At 47.0% G+C, this 22,178-nt stretch carries 22 protein-coding genes; 21 read left to right on the plus strand and 1 reads right to left on the minus strand.

Annotated elements, in window-relative coordinates:
- Positions 1 to 39 precede the first annotated feature (39 nt).
- Positions 40 to 804 carry a ParB/RepB/Spo0J family partition protein gene (locus KNP94_RS06650; protein ID WP_215115464.1) on the plus strand — a complete coding sequence of 255 codons (765 nt, stop codon included), beginning with the start codon at positions 40 to 42 and terminating at the stop codon, positions 802 to 804.
- A gap of 66 nt (positions 805 to 870) precedes the next feature.
- Here the strand turns inward: KNP94_RS06650 and yyaC are convergent, their stop codons facing one another.
- A complete protein-coding gene (gene yyaC / locus KNP94_RS06655; protein WP_029332164.1) occupies positions 871 to 1,488 on the minus strand; it encodes a spore protease YyaC in 618 nt (205 codons plus the stop codon).
- 186 nt (positions 1,489 to 1,674) lie between these two features.
- Here yyaC and KNP94_RS06660 point away from each other — a divergent pair, with 186 nt between their 5' ends.
- From KNP94_RS06660 to KNP94_RS06755, 20 genes are all read left to right on the plus strand, one after another.
- Positions 1,675 to 2,607, plus strand: coding sequence for a mechanosensitive ion channel family protein (locus tag KNP94_RS06660; protein ID WP_088838299.1), 933 nt, complete (start codon positions 1,675 to 1,677; stop codon positions 2,605 to 2,607).
- The gene (locus tag KNP94_RS06665) at positions 2,579 to 2,767 is read left to right on the plus strand and encodes a DUF951 domain-containing protein (RefSeq protein ID WP_012371900.1); all 189 of its coding nucleotides are present in this window, start codon (positions 2,579 to 2,581) and stop codon (positions 2,765 to 2,767) included. The genes KNP94_RS06660 and KNP94_RS06665 overlap by 29 nt, the downstream gene beginning before the upstream one ends.
- Positions 2,768 to 3,046: 279 nt before the next feature.
- Entirely contained in the window at positions 3,047 to 4,147 is a 1,101-nt protein-coding gene (ychF, locus tag KNP94_RS06670; RefSeq protein ID WP_029332162.1) for a redox-regulated ATPase YchF, read from the plus strand.
- A gap of 123 nt (positions 4,148 to 4,270) precedes the next feature.
- Positions 4,271 to 4,558: a 30S ribosomal protein S6 gene (gene rpsF / locus KNP94_RS06675; protein WP_012371898.1), complete on the plus strand. Its 288-nt coding sequence runs from the start codon at positions 4,271 to 4,273 to the stop codon at positions 4,556 to 4,558.
- 23 nt (positions 4,559 to 4,581) lie between these two features.
- Positions 4,582 to 5,109 carry a single-stranded DNA-binding protein gene (locus KNP94_RS06680; protein WP_029332161.1) on the plus strand — a complete coding sequence of 176 codons (528 nt, stop codon included), beginning with the start codon at positions 4,582 to 4,584 and terminating at the stop codon, positions 5,107 to 5,109.
- Positions 5,110 to 5,156: 47 nt separating this feature from the next.
- Positions 5,157 to 5,387, plus strand: coding sequence for a 30S ribosomal protein S18 (gene rpsR, locus KNP94_RS06685; protein WP_012371896.1), 231 nt, complete (start codon positions 5,157 to 5,159; stop codon positions 5,385 to 5,387).
- A 129-nt stretch (positions 5,388 to 5,516) separates the two neighbouring features.
- A complete protein-coding gene (locus tag KNP94_RS06690) occupies positions 5,517 to 7,502 on the plus strand; it encodes a DHH family phosphoesterase (RefSeq protein WP_088838298.1) in 1,986 nt (661 codons plus the stop codon).
- The gene (gene rplI, locus KNP94_RS06695) at positions 7,499 to 7,942 is read left to right on the plus strand and encodes a 50S ribosomal protein L9 (protein ID WP_029332159.1); all 444 of its coding nucleotides are present in this window, start codon (positions 7,499 to 7,501) and stop codon (positions 7,940 to 7,942) included. Before KNP94_RS06690 ends, rplI begins: the two co-directional genes overlap by 4 nt.
- 19 nt (positions 7,943 to 7,961) lie before the next feature.
- A complete protein-coding gene (gene dnaB, locus KNP94_RS06700; protein ID WP_029332158.1) occupies positions 7,962 to 9,314 on the plus strand; it encodes a replicative DNA helicase in 1,353 nt (450 codons plus the stop codon).
- Positions 9,315 to 10,247: 933 nt separating this feature from the next.
- The gene (locus KNP94_RS06705; protein ID WP_215115465.1) at positions 10,248 to 11,540 is read left to right on the plus strand and encodes an adenylosuccinate synthase; all 1,293 of its coding nucleotides are present in this window, start codon (positions 10,248 to 10,250) and stop codon (positions 11,538 to 11,540) included.
- A gap of 248 nt (positions 11,541 to 11,788) precedes the next feature.
- Positions 11,789 to 12,496: a response regulator YycF gene (gene yycF / locus KNP94_RS06710; RefSeq protein ID WP_088838297.1), complete on the plus strand. Its 708-nt coding sequence runs from the start codon at positions 11,789 to 11,791 to the stop codon at positions 12,494 to 12,496.
- A gap of 2 nt (positions 12,497 to 12,498) precedes the next feature.
- The gene (gene walK, locus KNP94_RS06715) at positions 12,499 to 14,346 is read left to right on the plus strand and encodes a cell wall metabolism sensor histidine kinase WalK (protein ID WP_029332155.1); all 1,848 of its coding nucleotides are present in this window, start codon (positions 12,499 to 12,501) and stop codon (positions 14,344 to 14,346) included.
- Complete coding sequence (locus KNP94_RS06720) at positions 14,343 to 15,659, plus strand: YycH family regulatory protein (protein ID WP_088838296.1); 1,317 nt, start codon at positions 14,343 to 14,345, stop codon at positions 15,657 to 15,659. Before walK ends, KNP94_RS06720 begins: the two co-directional genes overlap by 4 nt.
- A gap of 6 nt (positions 15,660 to 15,665) precedes the next feature.
- Complete coding sequence (locus tag KNP94_RS06725; protein ID WP_088838295.1) at positions 15,666 to 16,502, plus strand: two-component system regulatory protein YycI; 837 nt, start codon at positions 15,666 to 15,668, stop codon at positions 16,500 to 16,502.
- 10 nt (positions 16,503 to 16,512) lie between these two features.
- Positions 16,513 to 17,304 carry an MBL fold metallo-hydrolase gene (locus KNP94_RS06730; RefSeq protein ID WP_029332152.1) on the plus strand — a complete coding sequence of 264 codons (792 nt, stop codon included), beginning with the start codon at positions 16,513 to 16,515 and terminating at the stop codon, positions 17,302 to 17,304.
- Positions 17,305 to 17,411: 107 nt separating this feature from the next.
- A complete protein-coding gene (locus KNP94_RS06735; RefSeq protein ID WP_215115466.1) occupies positions 17,412 to 18,707 on the plus strand; it encodes a S1C family serine protease in 1,296 nt (431 codons plus the stop codon).
- Between the two features lie 369 nt (positions 18,708 to 19,076).
- Positions 19,077 to 19,238, plus strand: a complete 162-nt coding sequence (locus tag KNP94_RS06740; RefSeq protein ID WP_084157652.1) for a CxxH/CxxC protein — start codon at positions 19,077 to 19,079, stop codon at positions 19,236 to 19,238.
- A 72-nt stretch (positions 19,239 to 19,310) separates the two neighbouring features.
- Positions 19,311 to 19,790: a 23S rRNA (pseudouridine(1915)-N(3))-methyltransferase RlmH gene (gene rlmH, locus KNP94_RS06745; RefSeq protein WP_012371884.1), complete on the plus strand. Its 480-nt coding sequence runs from the start codon at positions 19,311 to 19,313 to the stop codon at positions 19,788 to 19,790.
- A gap of 378 nt (positions 19,791 to 20,168) precedes the next feature.
- Positions 20,169 to 20,852: a response regulator transcription factor gene (locus tag KNP94_RS06750; RefSeq protein WP_088838293.1), complete on the plus strand. Its 684-nt coding sequence runs from the start codon at positions 20,169 to 20,171 to the stop codon at positions 20,850 to 20,852.
- Positions 20,849 to 22,147 (plus strand): sensor histidine kinase, encoded by a 1,299-nt coding sequence (locus KNP94_RS06755; RefSeq protein WP_088838292.1) that lies wholly within the window; start codon positions 20,849 to 20,851, stop codon positions 22,145 to 22,147. The genes KNP94_RS06750 and KNP94_RS06755 overlap by 4 nt, the downstream gene beginning before the upstream one ends.
- Positions 22,148 to 22,178: the final 31 nt, after the last annotated feature.

The following is a 22,178-nucleotide window of genomic DNA, read 5'->3' on the forward strand; positions in this document are numbered from 1 at the left end:
CTGCGGTCGTGCCTTCCGCTACGTTTAGGAGAGATTTATGTGAATGAGATACCCCTGCGGGCGATTCGACCGAATCCAGGTCAGCCGCGCAAACAGTTTAATGAAAAAGCATTACAAGAATTAGCACATTCTTTACGGCAGCACGGGATGATTCAACCGATCGTCGTTCGACCACGTGATGGATTTTACGAAATCGTCGCCGGGGAACGCCGGTATCAGGCAGCAAAACAAGTCGGATTCGTTCATGTACCCGTCTTAATCATCGAGGCCAATGATACGCGGATGATGGAGCTTGCCTTGATTGAAAACATTCAGCGCGCTGATTTAAGTGCGATTGAAGAAGCGATGGCGTATGCCGAAATGTTGGAAGAGTTTGAGGTGACGCAAGCAGAACTTGCGAGCCGTGTCGGAAAAAGCCGTTCGCACATCACGAACAGTCTACGCTTGTTGCAGTTACCGCCACTCGTCCAACAAGCAGTCATGGAAGAACGTTTATCGATGGGGCATGCACGTGCCTTGCTCGCTTTAAAAAACCCGCAAAAAATCGAGCGGATGGCGGAACGCGTCATCACGGAGAATTGGAATGTCCGTCGTCTTGAGCAAGAGCTCCGCGAACGTAAGCAAAAGCGGCATGTTTCTGAACAGACGACTGAACTTCATTTTATTGAAGACGCGTTACGGGAGCGGATCGGGGCCAGTGTTCGAATCAAGACGACGAAGCAGGCAGGGAAACTAGAAATCGATTTTATGGACGAAGAGGATTTAACTCGGATACTTGAGATTTTGTTGCCGGAAGAAGAATGACAAAAAATAAGGACAAGCGAGTCGTAAGGATTCGCTTGTCCTTATTTTAATTGTAGTGTGTGCTGTTTAGATTGAACGGGGCGTAAAGGAAATCGTCGTTCGTTTTGTTTCCGCTGCCAGTTTCGCATCGAGTAAGGCGAAGCTGTCGGCAACAAGTTCAGCTAATTCATAGACGAGATGGAGTCGGGTATTTTGCAAAATCATCATTTCCATGAATCCACTGACGTTGACGACGGCTTTGATGTTGAAGTCACCAACAGCAGGCAATTCTTTTTGGACACCGGCTCCGGGTGCGAGAGGACCTTCCGAGAAAAAGACATGACCGACGCTCGATAAGCGTCCGAGACAAGCATCGATGGCGATGACGAGTGGTTTGTAATGGGTCGTTTGAATCGAGTGAAGTGTTTCAGCTAAATTTAAGGCATGAACCGGTTTGGCTAATGTGCCATACACATGCATATGAGCGGGACGGGATTTTTCGAGAAATGTACCGACGAGTGGACCGAGGGAATCCCCCGTCGAACGATCGGAACCGATACAAACGAGAACGACAGGACGTGTTTCTTTCGTCGCAGCGACTTGCTCGTGTAATTGTTCAGCTAATCGTTCTTTCGCAAACGGCTCTGTATGCTCTAAAAAGAAAGAATAGGGCTTTGGCTCATGTGAATGAAAGCGGAAGTTCATCTCTAGATCATCCTTTCTTCTCTAGGTGTCTACGTCATGGTGTATTGGCGAGAGTGAAGGTGTTCTGTAATGATTTTCCTTTCCCGGTTTTTCAAGAAAACTAACGTCGAAATCGGTTCTTTAAGTTGAAACTGATTTAAAATCACGTATACTGTCGTAATAGAGAGAAATGAAAGGATGAAGAGAATGGCTACCAATCAAGATGTGAAAGAATCAGTCGCCCAGGTCGATAAGTTAATTGCGCAAGTGACGGACACAGAAATGTGGATTCGGTTTGGACTCAAGGTGACAATTGCGTTAATCATCATTGCCGGATTTTATATCCTGACACGGATCATGACGGGAGCAGTCGCCCGTTTGTTTACGATTCGAAAAATCAACGAGCATGATTATTTAGCGCAACGACAAAACGAGACGTTACTCAAATTGTTACAAAATGCGATTCGCTACGTCCTCGGAATTGTCATGTTACTGACCGTGCTCAGTCAATTCGGAATCAACATCACAGGGCTCGTCGCCAGTGCAGGGATTGCCGGTCTCGCCATTTCGTTTGGTGCGAAAAACCTGGTTCAAGATATCATCACAGGTGCCTTCATCATCTTCGAACGGCAGTTCAAAGTCGGTGATTATGTCCGCGTCGGCGTGATTGAAGGGATTGTCATCGAGCTTGGTATTCGGACGACGAAGCTGAAAGGTCTGACGGGCGAGATTCATATCGTTCCGAACGGGCAAATCCTGCAAGTGACGAACTTCTCGGTCGATAACAGTTTTGCCTTAGTCGATGTCCAAGTTCCGTATGAAGAGGATCTCGATCGGGTCGAGACGATCCTGAACGACATCTCGGAAGCGACGACGAAGAAATATGCCGATATGTTCGTTGAACCGATTCAAATACTCGGTGTCCAAATGCTTGATTCTTCTGGCGTTGCGTACCGCATGATGGCAGAAGTACCACCGATGCAACATTTTCAAGCGGGCCGTTTGATGCGTAAAGAATTCAAACAAGGTCTCGAAGCGGAAGGAATCCAGATTCCGTACCCGCATATGGTCATGATGAACACTACAGATCAAGGGAATGGTGAACAAATCAATGATGCCAAAAACGTACAATCTCCATGATTATGTCGAAATGAAGAAACAACATCCATGCGGAACGAACCGGTGGCAAATCATTCGTGTCGGCATGGACATCCGCATCAAATGTCAAGGTTGCGGGGCAAGCATCTTAATGCCACGGCGCGATTTTGATAAGCGGTTAAAAAAAGTCTTACCAGAATGAGTTTTATCAAATACGACCGAAGCGCTTAATAGGTGCTTCGGTCTTTTTTAATTACAAAGCAGAACGCTAATGGTGGAAAAAAGGTTAAGGAGAAGTCTAAGTTTTGATTAAGCGGCTAGGTGAATTAGCAAACTCTTTAAAAAAGAATTCCCATCTCCTTGCTTAAAAAAATTGAACTATCTATAATTGTGAAAGATGTGCTGACGTGGTGTAATCAATCTACCCACTGCGGCCGCTAGCACGGATTTCCTAGGAAATACCGAAAAGGAGGAATTCCAAGTGGGATTAACAGCAGGAATCGTTGGCTTACCAAACGTAGGAAAATCAACACTTTTTAACGCAATTACTCAAGCAGGTGTCGAGGCGGCGAACTATCCGTTCGCAACAATCGATCCGAACGTAGGTGTCGTCGAAGTACCCGATGCACGTCTTCGTAAATTGACAGAACTCGTCAACCCGAAGAAGACCATCCCGACAGCATTCGAATTCACGGATATCGCCGGAATCGTTAAAGGCGCGTCAAAGGGTGAAGGATTAGGAAATAAATTCTTAGCAAACATTCGTGAAGTCGATGCGATTTGTCAGGTCGTCCGTTGCTTCGTCGACGAAAACATCACACACGTCTCAGGTAAAGTATCACCGATCGATGATATCGAAACAATCAACCTCGAGTTGATTTTGGCCGATCTCGAATTGGTTGAAAAACGGATCCAACGTGTCCAAAAACAAGTTAAGTCACGTGATAAAAACGCAGCAGGCGAACTCGAAGCACTTGAAATCGTCCTCGCATTGCTCGAAGACGAAAAACCAGCACGTCTTGCAGAATTAAACGAAGATCAAGCGGCAATCGTGAAACACTTCCAATTGTTGACAATGAAACCGATGCTTTATGTCGCAAACGTCGGTGAAGATGAAGTCGCGGATGCAGACAGTAACGAAAACGTTCGTCTCGTGCGTGAGTTCGCAGCAAAAGAAGGGGCGGAAGTCATCATCATCTGTGCCCGGATCGAAGAAGAAATCGCTGAACTCGAACCGGAAGAACGTCAAGAGTTCCTCGTTGACCTCGGAATCGAAGAGTCAGGTCTCGATCAATTGATCCATGCAGCTTATAACACGCTCGGTCTCGCGACATACTTCACAGCGGGCGAAAAAGAAGTTCGTGCCTGGACGTTCAAAAAAGGGATGAAAGCACCACAATGTGCCGGTGTCATCCACTCTGACTTCGAACGTGGATTCATCCGTGCTGAAGTTGTCGCATACGATGACTTAGCAGCAGCTGGAAACATGGCGACAGTCAAAGAACAAGGACGTTACCGTTCTGAAGGTAAAGAATATGTCTTCCAAGATGGCGATGTTGTCACATTCCGCTTCAACGTTTAAGCAGAGCGAACGAATCGTTATTGCATAAACCAAAATACTTTGATAGTATTAACAAATGTGAGTAATGAATTATTGCTCCTTGCTCGATGAATCGAGCCGCCAGTCCAAGAGGAGGTGACAGATATGCGTAAATACGAAGTACTTTACATCATCCGTCCGGAAGTTGATGAGGAAGCACGAAAAGCTCTAGTTGAGCGTTTCAACAAAGTCCTCACTGACAACGGTGGTACAGTTGAAAAAACAACTGAAATGGGTAAACGTCGTTTCGCTTACGAAATCAATGATATGCGTGAAGGATTCTATGTTCTTCTTAACGTGACTGCTGAACCAGCAGCTACTAAAGAACTTGACCGTCTCATGAAGATCAGTGACGATATCGTTCGCTTAATGATCACAAAAGACGAGAAATAAGCTGAAACAGGAGAGTGATTCTGATGATTAACCGCGTCGTTTTAGTCGGTCGGTTAACTCGTGACCCTGAAATGCGTTATACGCAGAGCGGGATTGCGGTAACGCGATTCACACTCGCATGTGACCGTCCATTTACGGGACAAGATGGGAAGCGAGAAGCTGATTTCATCGATTGCGTCGTATGGCGCAAGCAAGCAGAGAACGTTGCTCAGTATTTGAAAAAAGGTAGTCTCGCAGGTGTCGAGGGTCGCCTACAGATTAGCAGTTATGACGATAAAGAGGGTCAACGTCGATATCGTGCTGAAGTCGTCGCGGATAGTGTTCGATTCCTAGAATCACGCAATGCAAGCCGTTCTTCAGATAGTGACAGCTATTCTTCGAATTCAAATACAGGTGGAAACGGGAATGCTGCAGGATGGGGTTCACAGCAACAGCAGAACAACTCTTCCTCGCCAGCACCCGCTTCATCTTCATCGAACTCGGGCTTCGGCGCTGATCCGTTCAGCGGTGGAAGTTCGATCGATCTTTCAGACGACGATCTCCCATTCTAATGGGAACGTTGGACTGAAAAATTTACTCTAAAAAGGAGGTTAATCACATGGCACGTCGTCCAGGTGGAAAACGTCGTCGTAAAGTATGTTACTTCACGTCGAACCACATCACTCATATCGATTATAAAGACGTAGAACTTCTCAAACGTTTCATTTCGGAACGCGGTAAGATTCTTCCACGTCGTGTGACTGGTACTTCAGCGAAATACCAACGTCCACTTACAATCGCAATCAAACGTTCACGTCAAATGGCTTTAATCCCATACGTAGCTGACTGATTACGGTGAAGCGCTTTTCCTTTTCGAAGGAAGGGCGCTTTTTTTCGCTTCGCTTTCAACCGGTCCTATTTTTCGGTTATAATAAACAAGTTAACGAATTTTTAATTAGAAGTATTTAAGGAGGACGCGATGGAGTCAGGTCAACAAGTATCATCAGAACGGGAACGGCGGGTTGTTCGCTTCGTTCCGTATCTATTAATCGTCGGTCTACTTCTCGTCGTCGCAATTAGTAATCCAATCATCGCAGCAATTGGTGCGTTCGTGACGACTGTTCTTTTTGTCCTTCATCTATTAGAAGAGCAGCGGGCACGAAAGTCCTGGGAAGCATATGTCGAAAGAATATCGATTCAAGTCGAGGATACAGGGCAAGATGCTTTGACGAATATGCCGATTGGAATCTTACTATATGATGAGGAAACGCACGTCACATGGTTCAATGATCCGATGCGTGAAATCTTTGACGACTTGGCAATGGGGCATCTGTTACTCGATCTCGATCCCTTGTTCGTTGAAATGATGGCGACGGATGAAGATCAAGCGACACTTGAGATTGGTGAGTCCGTCTATCGTGTCTTCTCGAATCGTGAAAATCGGACGTTCTATCTATTTGATATGACAGAAGAGGCGCAAGTTGAACAACAACTCGTCGACAATCAAACCGTCATCGGCGTCATTTATCTCGATAACTATGATGAGATGACGCAAGGGATTGAAGATCAATTAAGAAGTGAATTAAATAGTCGGGTCACCCAGTTATTGAATCATTGGGCGGCGGATCACGGCACCTATATAAAACGTACCGCCTCAGACCGATACTTTGTCGTGACGACAGAAGAGAATCTACGGATTCTTGAGCGGACGAAGTTTTCCATCTTAGACATTGTCCGAGACGAGACGAGTCAACGTGGGGTGCAATTAACGCTGTCAATCGGAATTGGCTGTGGCAGTGACGCGATACCTGTTCTCGGTCAGATGGCGCAGTCGAGTCTTGACTTAGCACTCGGACGCGGGGGTGACCAGGTCGTCATCAAACGTGACGGGAAAGTCCGCTTTTATGGTGGGAAAACGAATCCGACAGAAAAACGGACGCGTGTCCGGGCACGGGTCATCGCCAATTCGTTGCGTGACTTGATGCAGGAATCGAGTCGAATCCTCGTCATGGGTCATCGAAACCCTGACATGGATTCACTTGGAGCATCGATTGGTATTCTCAAGCTTGCCGAGATGAACGATAAGGAAGCGCATATCGTATTACCGGATGCAGAAATCGGTCAAGGGATTCGACGGATGATGTCGGAAATCAGTGAAGACGAGAAACTGGAGTCGCGTTTCATCAATTCGTTCCAAGCTGAGCAACTCGTCGACGATCAAGCGTTATTGATTATCGTCGACACGCATAAACCGTCGCTTGTCGTCGTTCCGGCATTACTGGATCAGTTCGAACGAATGGTCGTCATCGATCATCATCGTCGCGGAGAAGATTTCATCGAGGAGCCAGTGCTCGTCTATCTTGAACCATATGCATCTTCGACGTCAGAACTCGTCACAGAGTTGATTGAATACCAACCGACGAACGAAAAGCTGTCAATGCTTGAAGCGACGGCGTTACTTGCAGGAATCATCGTCGACACGAAAGGCTTTACGATCCGGACAGGCTCGCGGACGTTTGATGCGGCCTCCTACTTGCGTTCGCAAGGCGCAGACACGGTCCTCGTCCAAGAGTTCCTTAGTCAAAACCTCGAGACGTATGTCGAACAGTCGCATATTCTCGAGCGGACGGAAATCTATAAAGCAGGTATGGCGATCGCGACAGCGGAGCCGGGGGTCATCCATGATCAAGTCTTGATCGCCCAAACGGCGGATCAACTGTTATCCTTACAAGGAATCCGTGCCGCCTTCGTCATCGCTGAGCTCCAAGATGGCCGGACGGCAATCAGTGCCCGGTCGCTCGGTGAGGTCAATGTCCAGTTAATCATGGAGACGTTAGGTGGCGGTGGTCACTTAACGAATGCGGCGACGCAGATGGCGGAATCGATCATCACGGTCGCGGATGAATTAAGACAAGCAATCGATCGTTATCTAGAAGATGAAACAAAAGGAGAGGAAATCGAATGAAAGTTATTTTATTGCAAGACGTTAAAGGACAAGGTAAAGCAGGAGACGTGAAAGAAGTCGCAGATGCATATGCAAATAACGTGTTATTCAAAAAGAAATTAGCGCGTCCCGCGACAACAGGGAACTTAAAACAACATGAAGCACATGAACGTAAAGCAGCAGAGCAAGCGAAACAAGCATTGCTTGATGCAGAAGCTTTAAAAGAGAAGATTGAAAAAGAAACGATTGTCGTTTCGACGAAAGCGGGCGAAGGCGGTCGTGTCTTCGGTTCAGTCACGAGTAAACAAATTGCAGAAGCATTGAAGAGCATGGGTTACAAAATCGACAAACGTAAAATCGAGCTTGAACACCCGATCAAAGCCCTCGGATTCACGAAAGTGCCGTTAAAACTGCACAATGAAGTCACAGCGACGCTAAACGTTCAGGTCAAAGAAGCGTGATGAGAAAAGGGGATCGGTGATGAGTGATGTAATGCAAAATACGCCACCCCAAAGTATCGAGGCGGAACAAGCCGTCCTTGGGGCGATCATGATTGATGCTGATCGATTGATCAGTGCGTCCGAACGATTATTGCCACACGATTTTTATCGGGCGGCACACCAACGGATTTTTGAAGCGATGCTCGTGTTGTCGGACCGTGGCGAAGCAATCGATCTTGTCACAGTCACGGCGGAACTGAGTACGCTCGGTGTCTTAGAAGAAATCGGCGGGCTTGCCTATCTCGGTGAGCTTGCGGAAGGTGTCCCGACAGCAGCGAATATCAATTATTACGTCAATGTCGTCGACCAAAAATCAACGCTCCGCCGTTTAATCCGGACAGCGAATGAAATCGTCACAGACGGGTACGAACGACAAAATGAAGTCGATGTGCTGCTGAATGAGGCAGAACGGAAGATTCTTGAAGTATCGCAAGGCAAGGGGAGCGCAAGCTTTATCCCGATTTCTGACGTCTTGACGAGCGCGTATGCGACGATTGATAAATTGCATAAGCAAAGCGGTGAAACGACCGGGATTCCGACCGGCTTCCGCGACCTCGATCAAGTGACGGCCGGGTTCCAGCGTAACGATTTAATCATCGTCGCCGCCCGTCCGTCTGTCGGGAAGACGGCATTCGCCTTGAACATCTCGCAAAACGTTGCCACCCGTGCCGACGAGAATGTTGCCATCTTTAGTCTTGAGATGGGTGCGGAACAACTCGTCATGCGGATGTTGTGTGCAGAAGGCAACGTCGATGCGCAACGTCTCCGGACGGGGCAACTCGAAGATGAAGATTGGGGTAAACTGTCGCTCGCGATGAGTAGTTTGTCGCAAGCAGGGATTTACATCGATGATACGCCAGGGATTCGTGTCAATGATATCCGGGCGAAGTGTCGTCGCTTAAAGCAAGAGCACGGACTCGGCATGATCATGATTGATTACTTGCAGCTGATTCAAGGGAACGGTCGCTCAAGCGATAACCGTCAACAAGAAGTCTCGGAGATTTCCCGTTCCTTGAAGTCGCTCGCACGTGAACTCGAAGTGCCCGTCATCGCCTTATCACAGCTCTCGCGTGGTGTGGAGAGTCGTCAAGATAAACGACCGATGATGTCGGATATTCGGGAATCAGGGGCGATTGAGCAAGATGCTGATATCGTCGCTTTCTTATACCGGGACGATTACTACAACAAAGAAACGGAAGATGCGAATACGATCGAGATCATCATCGCGAAACAGCGGAATGGTCCGACCGGTACGGTTAAACTCGCTTTCCGGAAAGAATTTAATAAATTCGTCGATCTTGAGCCGAGTAATTCGTATGCTCCACCGGCGTAACAAGCAACACCTCGATCTAACCAGGTCGGGGTGTTTTTGTTTGTAGAAAATCATGACTAGGGTGTTAGTTTAGTTCACGTGTGGACAAGATAAATTCAATGTTGTGAACGGGGCTTTTTGCTTTCTGCTTTCTGACAACCGTGTCTTTCTTCTCGTGCTTTCCTCGGGCGAGGCGCAAGCCGTTGCTCCTTCGTTCTGACGAACACGAAGCAGGGTCTTGCCTGCCTCTGACAGCACAAGACGTCTTGTGCTTTTTCCCGTAGGAGTCACGAAAAGCGAAGCATGTGGGTAGCGTGTTTTATGAACGAGGTGAGCTGACAACCGTTTCTTTCTTCTCGTGCTTTCCTCGGGCGAGGCGCAAGCCGTTGCCCCTTTGTTCTGACGAACACGGAGCAGGGTCTTGCCTGCCTCTGACAGTGCAAGAAATCTTGCACTTTTTCCCGTAGGAGTCACGAAAAGCGAAACGGTTGGCTTGTGTAGCGGGTCGTATGGATCATTGGGGATCGATTTGTTGAGTCGCGCGTTCCGAATTGAATCGCTTTCGAACGAACAGCAATCAGGCGCGACCCTGCAGCGAAGCGAAGCGGCGCAAGGGATTGCCGCTCAGAAGTCGATTCGGAGAGGAAAAGCGCGGCAGGCGTATGTAAAAGGTTTCGATATGAGCTTGTCTGTAGCCTAGCTCCCCGATTTTGATAAACAAGACGAGAGTAAAGCACATAAAGGAAGCATAACGATTTGGACAAACGAAGTCATCGGGAAGAATCATTATGTTTCGATATCTTGAAAGTAAAGGAAAAAAGGAAGCAGAAAGGAGTAATTAAACGAACGAAACAGAAATACATTAATTAATTGTTCGGTATTTGATTGACTTCTGTTTTTTTCCGCGTTACACTTAGTCGTGGTTTTGAATCGTACGTGGAGGTGGATGAGAATATGTCATCAGTAGTAGTAGTCGGAACACAGTGGGGCGACGAAGGGAAAGGTAAAATTACCGATTTCCTTTCGAAAAAAGCCGATGTCGTCGCTCGTTATCAAGGTGGGGACAATGCAGGACATACAATCGTATTCAATAATGAGACGTATAAGTTACACTTGATTCCTTCAGGGATCTTTTACTCAGACAAGAAATGTGTCATCGGAAATGGCCTAGTCGTCAATCCGAAATCGCTCGTCAAGGAATTAAAGTATCTGCACGATCGTGGTGTTTCTACGGATAACTTATTAATTTCAAATCGTGCTCATGTTATCTTGCCATACCATCAATTGCAAGATCAGCTCGAAGAAGAAGCAAAAGGCGACGCGAAAGTCGGAACGACGCTGAAAGGAATCGGACCGTGCTACATGGATAAAGCAGCACGGATCGGGATCCGGATGGCAGACTTACTCGATAAAGAAACGTTCGCTGAAAAACTTCAAATCGTGCTTGAACAGAAGAACCGGATGTTTACGAAAATGTACGACGCAGAGCCGATTGCCTTTGATGATATCTTTGAAGAATACTACGCGTATGGTCAAGAATTCGCGAAGTATGTCTGCGATACATCAGTCGTCGTCAACGATAGCCTCGATAAAGGGGAAAAAGTGTTGTTCGAAGGAGCGCAAGGTGTCTTGCTCGATCTCGACCACGGAACGTATCCGTTCGTCACATCATCAAATGCTTCAGCGGGTGGCGTCGCGTCAGGTGTCGGTGTCGGTCCTGCTCGTATCGACCACGTCGTCGGTGTCTGTAAGGCCTATACGTCACGTGTTGGTGATGGTCCGTTCCCAACGGAATTGTTCGATGAAATCGGTCATCACATCCGTGAAGTCGGTCGCGAATATGGTACGACGACAGGTCGTCCGCGTCGCGTCGGTTGGTTCGACTCGGTTGTCGTTCGTCACTCACGTCGGACGAGTGGTTTGACAGACCTGTCCTTGAACTCGATCGATGTCTTGACCGGGATTGAAACGTTGAAGATTTGTACATCATACGAATTCAACGGAAAACAAATCGATGAGTACCCGGCAAGCTTCCGTGATCTTGAAGCGTGTGTCCCGGTCTACGAAGAGTCACCGGGTTGGAAAGAAGATATTACAGGGATTCGTAAGTTTGAAGACCTTCCAATCAATGCTCAAAACTACGTAAAACGGATCGCAGATTTGACGAACATTTCACTCGTCACGTTCTCGGTCGGACCAGGTCGCGAGCAGACAGTCGTCCTTCGTGATCTTTACGAAGAAGCATAAGTCGAATACAAACAGGCGTGGCATCAATCGGTGCCGCACCTGTTTTTTTATATCTTTTGATAAGCGAAATAATTCACAAACAAAAGGATAAGAGCGTATACTAAAAGTAATGTTTCACGTGGAACGTTCCACATGAAATCGGTTGAATGGTAGGGGTGTGGCGTCGGTAGTTTCCGTCGCCACCTTTCTATATGCCGAAAAAACAGGTAAAATAGATTGAATAGAAATTTTTTAAGGGGGAACACCCATTGACGGAACGTAGAATACTCGTCGTCGACGACGAACAACCGATTGCGGATATATTAAAATTTAAACTTGAAAAAGAAGGTTACAGCGTCGCTGTTGCCAATGATGGCGTTGAAGCACTTGAGAAGGTCGAGGAATTCAAACCAGACTTGATCTTGCTCGACATCATGCTGCCTTTAATGGATGGGATGGAAGTCTGTCGTGAAGTCCGAAAAACACTTGAGACACCAATCATCATGTTGACGGCAAAAGACTCAGAAATCGATAAAGTACTCGGACTGGAACTCGGTGCGGATGATTACGTAACGAAACCGTTTAGTTCACGCGAGCTACTCGCACGTGTCAAAGCGAACATGCGAAAACGAGGACGTGATGAAAAACCAGTCAGTGATGACCCTGATGATATTACGATTGGTGAGTTGACGATTCATTTGAATTCGCATACGGTCACGAAGCGTGAAGAAAAAATCGAACTCACACAACGTGAATTCGAACTGTTGCATTATTTAGCGAAGAACATCGGACAAGTCATGACGCGCGAACATCTTCTTCAGACAGTCTGGGGCTATGATTACTTCGGCGACGTTCGGACGGTCGATGTGACGGTACGCCGTCTACGTGAGAAAGTCGAAGACAACCCGAGTACACCGATCTATATCATGACCCGCCGTGGTGTCGGTTATTATCTCCAAGATGGGGAGAATGAATAACTATGTTAAAAGGAACGAACTTCTTTAAATCCATCCAGTGGAAGCTTGTCGTCATTTACGCGTTACTGATTTTAGTCGCGATGCAAGTCATTGGAGTCTATTTCGTTCGTTCCCTTGAAAAGCAGTACATTACAAACTTCTCAAAATCTGTCGAGGACCGAGCCGGACTTGTAGCTTACAATGTCGGGAAGGAATTTGATAAGGCAGGCGATGATGAAGCCTCTAAACGGCAGTTGTCTGAGTCTCTTGGGCAGCTGCTGTCTGAGTTTAGTAGTGGCTCCACTTCAAGGAACGACATTCTCGAAGTCCAAATCATCGATCAGGATTCTGTCATTCAAGCGACGTCGGATGAGGACAACCAGTCGGCGGTGGGGCAACGGGCGACAAACTCGTTAATCAAAAAAGCACAGGCGACGAGTTCGACCCGAATCGATACCGTCCTTGATCCGAATGAAGATAAAATCCGAATCTTCGCCGTACCTGTCACGTCAGAAGGTGATGGTTCGACGATCGGGATGATTTATGTCCGGGCATCGATGGAGTCGATCTATTCACAGATGCAACAGGTCACCCGCATTCTAGCGACGGGAACAGTGATTGCACTTGTCATCACGTCGATTCTCGGGGTGCTGTTATCTCGAACGATCACGCGACCGATTTCCGACATGCGTCGGCAAGCGATTGAGATGCGCCGGGGGAACTTCTCCCGGAAAGTAAAAGTCTATTCCGATGACGAAATCGGACAGCTGGCCCGGTCGTTCAACGAATTGACCGACGAGTTGCTCGAAGCAAACGCGACGACGGAAGCGGAACGACGGAAGTTGACGAGCGTCCTCGAAAACATGACGGACGGTGTGATCGCAACGGACCGGACGCTCCGTGTCATCTTGATGAACGATCAGGCAAAAGACATCGTCGGCGTCGAAGAGGCAGGCATGGTCGGAACGAATCTGAAGGATTTACTCGCACTCGGGGATGACTTCATGATTCCGGAAGACGGAACAATGCCACCACGCTTGCTTGATTTCAGTAGTGAGGATGAACTGTTCCTCGTCCGGGCATTCTTCTCGCCCGTCAAGAAACACAGTGGACCGATTACCGGAATGATCATCGTCTTGCATGACGTCACGGAACAAGAGCAAGTCGAACAGGACCGCCGCGAGTTCGTCGCGAACGTCAGTCACGAACTCCGGACTCCATTGACGACGATGCGGAGTTATCTCGAAGCACTCGCAGAAGGGGCCTATCAAGACGAAGAACTTGCACCACGCTTCCTTGAGACGACACAAAATGAGACGGAGCGGATGATTCGTCTCGTCACAGACCTCCTGCAACTGTCGAAAATGGATAGTAAGGAATACAAGATGAATAAAGTGCGCTTCGACTATATCCAGTTCATTAATGAAATTCTCGATCGTCATGACATGACAAAACCGGAGCGGATTCGCTTCCGCCGGAAAATCATGAAACGGAAAGTTTATATTCGTGGGGACCAGGATAAGTTGATTCAAGTTGCCGATAACATTTTGACGAATGCGATCAAGTATTCACCGGAAGGCGGAACGATTACCGTCCGGACGATGTTACGGGCGAAACGGATCGTCATCAGCATCAAGGATGAGGGAGTCGGGATTCCGAAAGCGAACCTGCAAAAAATCTTCGAACGTTTCTATCGTGTCGATAAGGCACGGGCACGGAAGATTGGTGGGACAGGTCTCGGTCTCTCGATCGCGAAAGATGTCGTTTCGGCACATGGCGGCGACATTTGGGCAGAAAGTGAATGGGGACGTGGTACGACGATTTACTTTACCCTTCCTTATGAAGTGATTGAAGAGGTGGATGCCGGATGATGAAGCAACGACTGAAAACGACCCTGCTGATTCTACTTGTATGTGGTTCTATTTTTCAGACGGCAATGCTTTGGACATATCATCCAAGTAGTGAATCGATTGAGCAGGAACAAGTATCGTTTAATGAGATTGATGCTTCAAAGACGGTTGAGAGTAATCAGCTCGTCAATCCCGAACTCGTCGTCTATTCGAATGGTGTGGAAGCCTATCAGACACAAATCATCGGGCGGACGATTTTGAACCGGATTGGTGCTTCGTTTGATATCGGTGTCCTCGTCTTGACGGATAAAGCCTCAAACATCCCGCTCAGCAAACGGAGTGTCGAGATGATTTTCCCGACACCGGTCACGGCAGCGATGCTTGAAGAACTACTCGGTGAAAAAGAGATTGCGATGGCTGAACCGATTAAACGGCTCTATCTGCTCGATTATGACGGACCGATTCTTCGGCTCGAGTCAGCGACTGGTCGCTTTAAAGACTTTCAATTGGTCGGCGACGAGACAGTCTTAAAACGCCTCTTTGCCTACGATAAGAAAAAACCGATGACGAAGGTCGAGCTTAAAGGTGGTGACTACACGTACGTCGCAACAGCGACCCCTCGTCTTGAAGAAGTGTTTGTCTATGACGAAGTCGGACAGGACCCGAAACCACTCGACCGGATTCGCAGTGCGTTCTTCACAGCGAATACGAATGTGCAGCAAATCAAGGGACGAGACGGACTCGACGTGTTGACGGATGGGGTCAGCGTCTCGACGTACGACCGGGATTACAATGCCTATCGTTTCAACACGCTGTCACCGAATACACAAAGTACGGCAGTCGATTACAGTACGCTCGTCAGCTACATCAATATTCATGGGGGCTGGCTCGACCAAGTCACACAACGCAGTGGCTTCCGTTATTACTTCGATCAAATGAGTAGTCAAGAAGAGCAACAAACGGCAATCTTCCGTCTCTATTTGAATCGTTATCCGGTCTTCGGCGAAATTGGCCCGTTGCTCGAACAACCAGAATTTGATTTAGCGACGATCAAGATGACGTTCGAAGAAAATCAAATCCGGTCGATCAGCCGGAGCATGTTACGGGCAGACCGCAAACTTTTGTTAAAGGAAACGACGTTACCGACGATTGAACAGACGGTGAAAGAGCTGGAGCAAGCAGACCTTATGCAGGACATCACCGGAATTCGAGTCGGCTACAGCATGACATACAAAATCGCGACGAGTCGCTACGCCCTGTTTGAACCGGCATGGTTCGTCAAACGGGATGGAGAATGGAGCACAGTCGATCAAGCAATTGGAAATGAGGGGTAATGTTGAATGGATTGGAGTAAAGCAAAGACGTTGTTGATTCTGACTTTCCTCATCCTGAACGTCTACCTGGTCGTTCAATTGATGGATCGGATGATTGAACCACGGATCGTCGCGACGACGGCGTCCGGAAAGACGATTTTGAAAGATCGGAAGATTGACGAAAAACAACTGCAGACCGCGTCTCGCGACATCGGTTATTTGACGGCAGAAGTCGATTCGAGCTCACTGGCACCAAAAGAGAGCTCACCGATTAAAGATGCAATCACATCAGTCAAAAATCAGGTCGAATGGTCTGTTCGGTTGTCGAAGCCGTCACCGCTCGACGCAAAAGCGATGCGCGACTCGGCGACTTCATTCGTCCAGTCGTCCGTTAATCACGGTTCAGACTACACGTTTTGGAAGTTTGATAATAAACAAAATGAAATGACGTTCGTGCAGACGTATAAAGGACAACCGCTGTATTCGACACCGGAGCAATCACGGGATGATGAGGCGATGATTGGTCCGTCCCTGCTCGTCCTGCAGCTGAACGATGACAAGGAAATCGTCAGCTATAAGCAACGTCACTTGAACGAAGTCGTCCGCCAAGCACAGGACGTGACGTTGTTGTCAGCGAGCGAAGCCGTCATCCAATTGTCGGAGCAAGGTCTTTTCCCGGCCTCGAAAAAAATGACAGGCCATAAGCTTGGCTATTTCTGTCTCGTGACGGAAGGGACAAAATCGGTCCAGATTTTACCGCCGACGTGGCAGATCGAACTCGACGGGGAAGAACTTTATTTCGTCAACGCGATTGACGGGGGTGTTCAGACGATCGAACGCCTCGATACAGTTTCAGAGAAATGAGGAATACACGATGAGCCTACACTATAGCGTTCTTGCGAGCGGCTCGACGGGAAATGCCCTCTACATCGAAAGTGAACAAAGCCGGCTGCTCGTCGATGCCGGATTGACAGGAAAAGCGATGCTTGCATTGTTCGACCAGATTCACCGGTCACCGGAAGGCATCGATGGGCTGTTCGTCACCCATGAACACTCGGATCATATTAAAGGGGTCGGCATCTTAGCCCGCAAGTACAACATCCCGCTCTATGCGAACCAAAAGACATGGGACGCGATGGAAGCAAAAATCGGCAAGATTGATCCCGCCTTGAAGTTCCTCTGGGAAGTCGGCGAAGTGAAACAGTTCGGCGATATCGAAGTCGAATCGTTTAACGTCAGCCATGACGCAGCCGATCCGATGTTCTTCCAGTTCGCCCATGAAGGGAAACGACTCGCCCATATCACGGATACCGGCTACGTCTCGGACCGGATGAAAGGGACGATTCGTGGTGCCGATGCCTACATCTTCGAAGCGAATCATGATATCGGGATGCTCCAGATGGGACACTACCCGTGGAGCGTTAAACGCCGAATCCTTGGCGACTACGGTCACGTCTCGAACGAAGACGCGGCGGTCGCGATGAGCGAGGTGCTCGACGAGCGGACGAAACGGATCCATATGGCCCATTTGAGCAAGGACAACAACATGAAGGAACTGGCCCGGATGAGTGTCTCCCAGACACTGGCGAGCCGGGATGTCGACCTCAGCAAGATTCATTTGCTTGATACCGATCCCGTCATTCCGACACCACTCCTGAAGCTCTGATTATGGGAAATTACTGAATATGCTCAAAAGACCCCCACATTTGGCTAACTTGCCAGGTGATGGGGGTATACTTGTGTAAAGAGAGTTTATGAAGGAGGCATGTGCCGATGGATCGACCTGAAGAACCACGGAATGAATCGGAACAGATCAATCAATCGACCGATGAGGAGAGCGGATTTCCACCGCGCCGACCGACTGAAGAAGAACCGGTCAGTCCTTATCGTGAACCATATGAAGAAACAGACGAACCTCCACGTAAGCGTGGTGGCGGTGGTAAAGCATTTTTTGTCGGTTTAATCGGCGGCGTCATCGGCGCCTTACTGATTGCCTTGATCGCCTGGCCATTTGCCCGTGATCAAATGACGAGTCCGGCACCAGCCTCGACGGTGACGACGGAACAGGCAGCGACGACAGCGACGGAAGCCGAGAATGATATCGTCGGTGCCGTCAGTAAAACGAAAGAAGCCGTCGTCAGTGTGACGAACTTACAAAGTTCATTCCGCGGTGCGGATCAAGAGACAGGATCAGGATCCGGCGTCATCTATAAAAAAGATGGCAATAAAGCCTATGTCGTGACGAACTATCACGTCGTTGAAGGGGCAAGCAGCTTGTCGGTCACGTTATCAGACGGAACGGCGCTCGAAGCGAAAGTCCTCGGCGAAGATCCGACGTATGATTTAGCCGTCTTATCCATCGATGCAGCAAAAGTGACACAGGTCGCGAAAATCGGTGACTCCGATACGTTACGTGCCGGTGAAACGGTCCTCGCGATCGGCAACCCGCTCGGGATCTTCGCAAACTCGGTCACGCGTGGTGTCATCAGTGCCCAGGAACGGACGGTGCCGGTCGATACGAACAAGGATGGGCAGCAGGACTTCAACACGGAAGTCATTCAGACGGACGCGGCGATCAATCCCGGTAACTCAGGCGGGGCACTGATCAATACATCCGGTCAATTAATCGGCATCAACTCGATGAAGATTGCGGAAGCAAGCGTCGAAGGCGTCGGTTTTGCGATTCCGATCAACGAAGCGTTACCGATCATGCGTGACCTCGAACAGAACGGTGAAGTCATTCGCCCGCAACTCGGGATTCAGATTCGGGACGTCCAGGAGTTCCCGAGCGGCTACCGTGAGGACCGCCTGAAACTGCCGAGTGACGTGACGAAAGGAATCGTCGTCGTCGGTCTGACAAACAACAGTGGAGCAGAAAAAGCAGGGATGAAAGCAAATGATGTCATCGTCGAAATCGACGGGACAAAGATTAATTCATTCGCAGATCTCAAGAGTGTCCTGTACCGTGATGCGAAAGTCGGACAGACCGTCAAAGTGACGTTCTACCGGAATGGGGATAAACAGTCCCTTGATGTGAAGTTGTCGGCACAAGCGGCGACGGTGCAATAACAGATTCAGATTAACTACTCGTACATGTACGGGTAGTTTTTTTGTTTGGGGATATGAATGGGCATATGAAAGAAAGAGAAAGAGTCATCGTGATGTGCTGTCACGCGCTTTCCTCAGGCGAGGAACGAGCCGTTGGCTTCTTGCCTGACGGCAGATGCCAGGGTCTCGTTTTCCTCTGACAGCACGGACGATCCGTGCTTTTTCCTGTAGGAGTCGCGTGCAGCCGACACGATGAGCAGCAGGTTAATCATGGAACGAAAAGAAGCGAGAATACCACGCATGTGGATAACTTTTAAGCGGTTGAAGAAGCCGATTTTTGTTATACTGGTAGCGGATAACTGTGGATAACTGAAAAGGAGGAGAAGACCTGTGGATAAATATGTCTGTTTGGAACATGTCGAGTTAGCACTTGACGAAGTCGTCGATGAAACAGAAGAATACCCGATTTTGGAAGAAGTGAATTCAGAAAAAACGGTCACTTGTGAGTACTGTGATCAGCCCGCAACATATCTTGTGTCAAGCAAAAAATAATTATCAACATGTGGACATGTGGATAACTCTGTGGATAACTCCTGAATTTTCTGTCAGAAAGCGAGAAAAATGATGCAAATTACCATTATCACGGTCGGAAAGCTGAAAGAGAAGTACTTGAAGCAAGGGATTGCCGAATATACAAAACGGCTTGGCGCCTATTGTTCGATTCAAGAAATCGAGGTCCCGGACGAAAAAGCACCGGAACAATTGAGTGACGCCGAGATGCAGCAAGTGAAGAAAAAAGAGGGCGAACGGATTTTAGCGAAGATTGGACCGGACGTTCATGTCTACGCACTTGCTATCGAAGGAAAGCAACGGACAAGTGAACAGTTTGCAACAGAACTCGACCGACTGGCGACGTACGGCAAGAGCAAAATCGCGTTTGTCATCGGCGGATCGCTTGGTCTCGCACCGGAAGTCATGCAGCGGGCGAACGATACGATTTCCTTCTCGAAGATGACGTTTCCCCATCAATTGATGAAGATGATTCTGTGTGAGCAGATTTATCGGGCATATCGGATTAATCGGAATGAGCCGTATCATAAGTGAATAGAGTTGATAAGAAAGACCATTTCAAACGTTAAGAAGCGTTTCAGATGGTCTTTTTTTGGTATATGGGTGCAAATAAACAACTCCTTTTTCTGTGTCTACAAAATTAAAATAAGCAATTGATTTGTATGGCATTTCATTGTGTTACGCTAGATGAAAAAATTGCAAACCTTTAAGAAGGTGTTAGACACATCAAATAAAGGATGTAAGGTTTAGTTAAAATCAGCATACTTAGCGACTCTAATCGGATCATGATACCGTCTAATCTTTAGTCTGATACAATCTTTTTTACGGTAAACTTTACACGTGCGAAATAGATTGTTTCTTCTCTAATCTCAGTGGTGCAGAATAAAGTTTAAATTGAAAAGTGAGGATCTTATGAAAATACTAATTATTGAAGATGATGTGATGCTGTCCAATACAATTGTCGAGTCTACGAATACATTATATGAAACTTCTCAAGCCTTTGACGGAGAAGAAGGGCTTTATTTAGCTGAGCAAAACATCCATGACATTATTATTTTAGACTTGATGTTGCCGCTTATGAACGGATACGAAGTATTACAGGCATTACGGTCAAAGGACATCACGACACCCGTAATTATTTTAACAGCTAAAGATGCGATTGATGATAAAATACAGGGTCTTCGTCTAGGTGCAGATGATTATTTAGTGAAACCCTTTCACCGGGAAGAATTATTGTTACGGTTAGAGGCAATCGTTCGAAGGACAATTGGGCATTTCAAAGAAAATAATATTTCGTTTAAAGAGCTTATTCTGAATGTAAAAACTAAAACTGCCACTTTAAACGGAGAGTCGATTAAGTTAAATCGAAAGCAATTTGAACTACTTGAGTATCTCATTAACAACAAAGAAACGATTGTGACGAAAGAACAAATATTTGACCGGATTTGGGGCTTTCAATCAGATACGACGAATACAGTCGTCGAAGTCTATACAAGTCATCTTCGTAAAATATTAAAGGCATATGATTACGATCGTTACATTAAGACATTTCGTGGATTAGGTTATATGTTATCCGAGGAAGGTCAGGACGCATGAATAAAAACAAGATAATAAGCAAGCAGCAATTTACGTTTATGTCGTTGAACTTTATTGCATTTACGCTGATTTTTGCGATATTCAGCGTGATTATTTTTACACTCGTTCAAAGTACGCTTTATAAAAAAGCGGATGAGGAGTTATATAATTTCAAACAAAAAATACAACGTGAAGACTTAGATCAGCAAGAAAATCTGCCGGCTGACCGTGGACAACCGGACCAGCTGGCGCCCCCGTTAAATCCACGAATCATTGTCTTACGGTGGAATAGTAAGGGCGAAAATGTAAATGAAGATCAGATTGGTACGCAGTTCTATCAAAATTATTTTGAAGACCAAAGCTTTAACGAAGAGTCCTTGAATGAAGTCACGAAGGTTCGCTTAAAGGATGAATATACTTTTCGGTCTTTGTCTTACGAGAATGATGAGAGTGATGATTTTTCCTACACCCAACTGTTAATTAATACAGATGCTGAAGAAAGTCTAACCGAAAACTTCAGATGGATTTTACTGATTTGTTCAATTGTAAGCATTGTTCTTTCTCTTACGATTAGTTATTTACTATCCAAAAAAACAATGCAACCAATCATTAAGTCCTGGGATCGCCAGGCTGAATTTGTGGAAAATGCTTCGCATGAGTTAAGAACCCCGTTGACGATCATTCAAAATAAGCTTGAATTGTTATTGGTCCAGCCTAATGAAAAAATTGTAGACTCTTTTGAGAGCATTGCACTCAGTTTATCTGAAACAAGACGCATGTCGAAGCTGACGACCGACTTGCTAACGCTTGCCCGTGCAGATTCATTGGAAACCCTGTTAAGTACAGAAACGTTCCACTTAGATGATTTTGTACGACGTGTCTGTCAGCCCTATCTTGAAATTGCTGAAATGCAAGATAAAACGATGTGGCTTCATGTAAATACTCCGATAGAAATTGAAGCAGATAAGAGCAGGATGCATCAACTGTTCGTCATCCTGTTGGATAATGCATTAAAGTTTACCGCGGAAAATGGAAGTATCGGGGTGAAAACATATCTGGAAGGACATAAGATAATCATAGAAATAAGTGATACAGGCATTGGAATAAGTCCGGAAAATAGAAAACGAATTTTTGAAAGATTCTTTAGAGAAGATAAAGCGAGGACACGAGATACCGGTGGGACCGGTCTAGGTTTAGCAATCGCCCACTGGATTGTCGTTAGTCATGGCGGCACAATTAAAGTAGTCGATACTGGTGAATCAAAAGGAAGTATTTTTCAAATTAAATTGCCTAAAAAGGAAATCACGCATTTGTGATTTCCTTTTTTTTTTGTTCAAATCGCGTAAA

It is taken from the genome of Exiguobacterium sp. s80, from assembly GCF_018618725.1.
Classification (GTDB): domain Bacteria; phylum Bacillota; class Bacilli; order Exiguobacteriales; family Exiguobacteriaceae; genus Exiguobacterium_A; species Exiguobacterium_A oxidotolerans.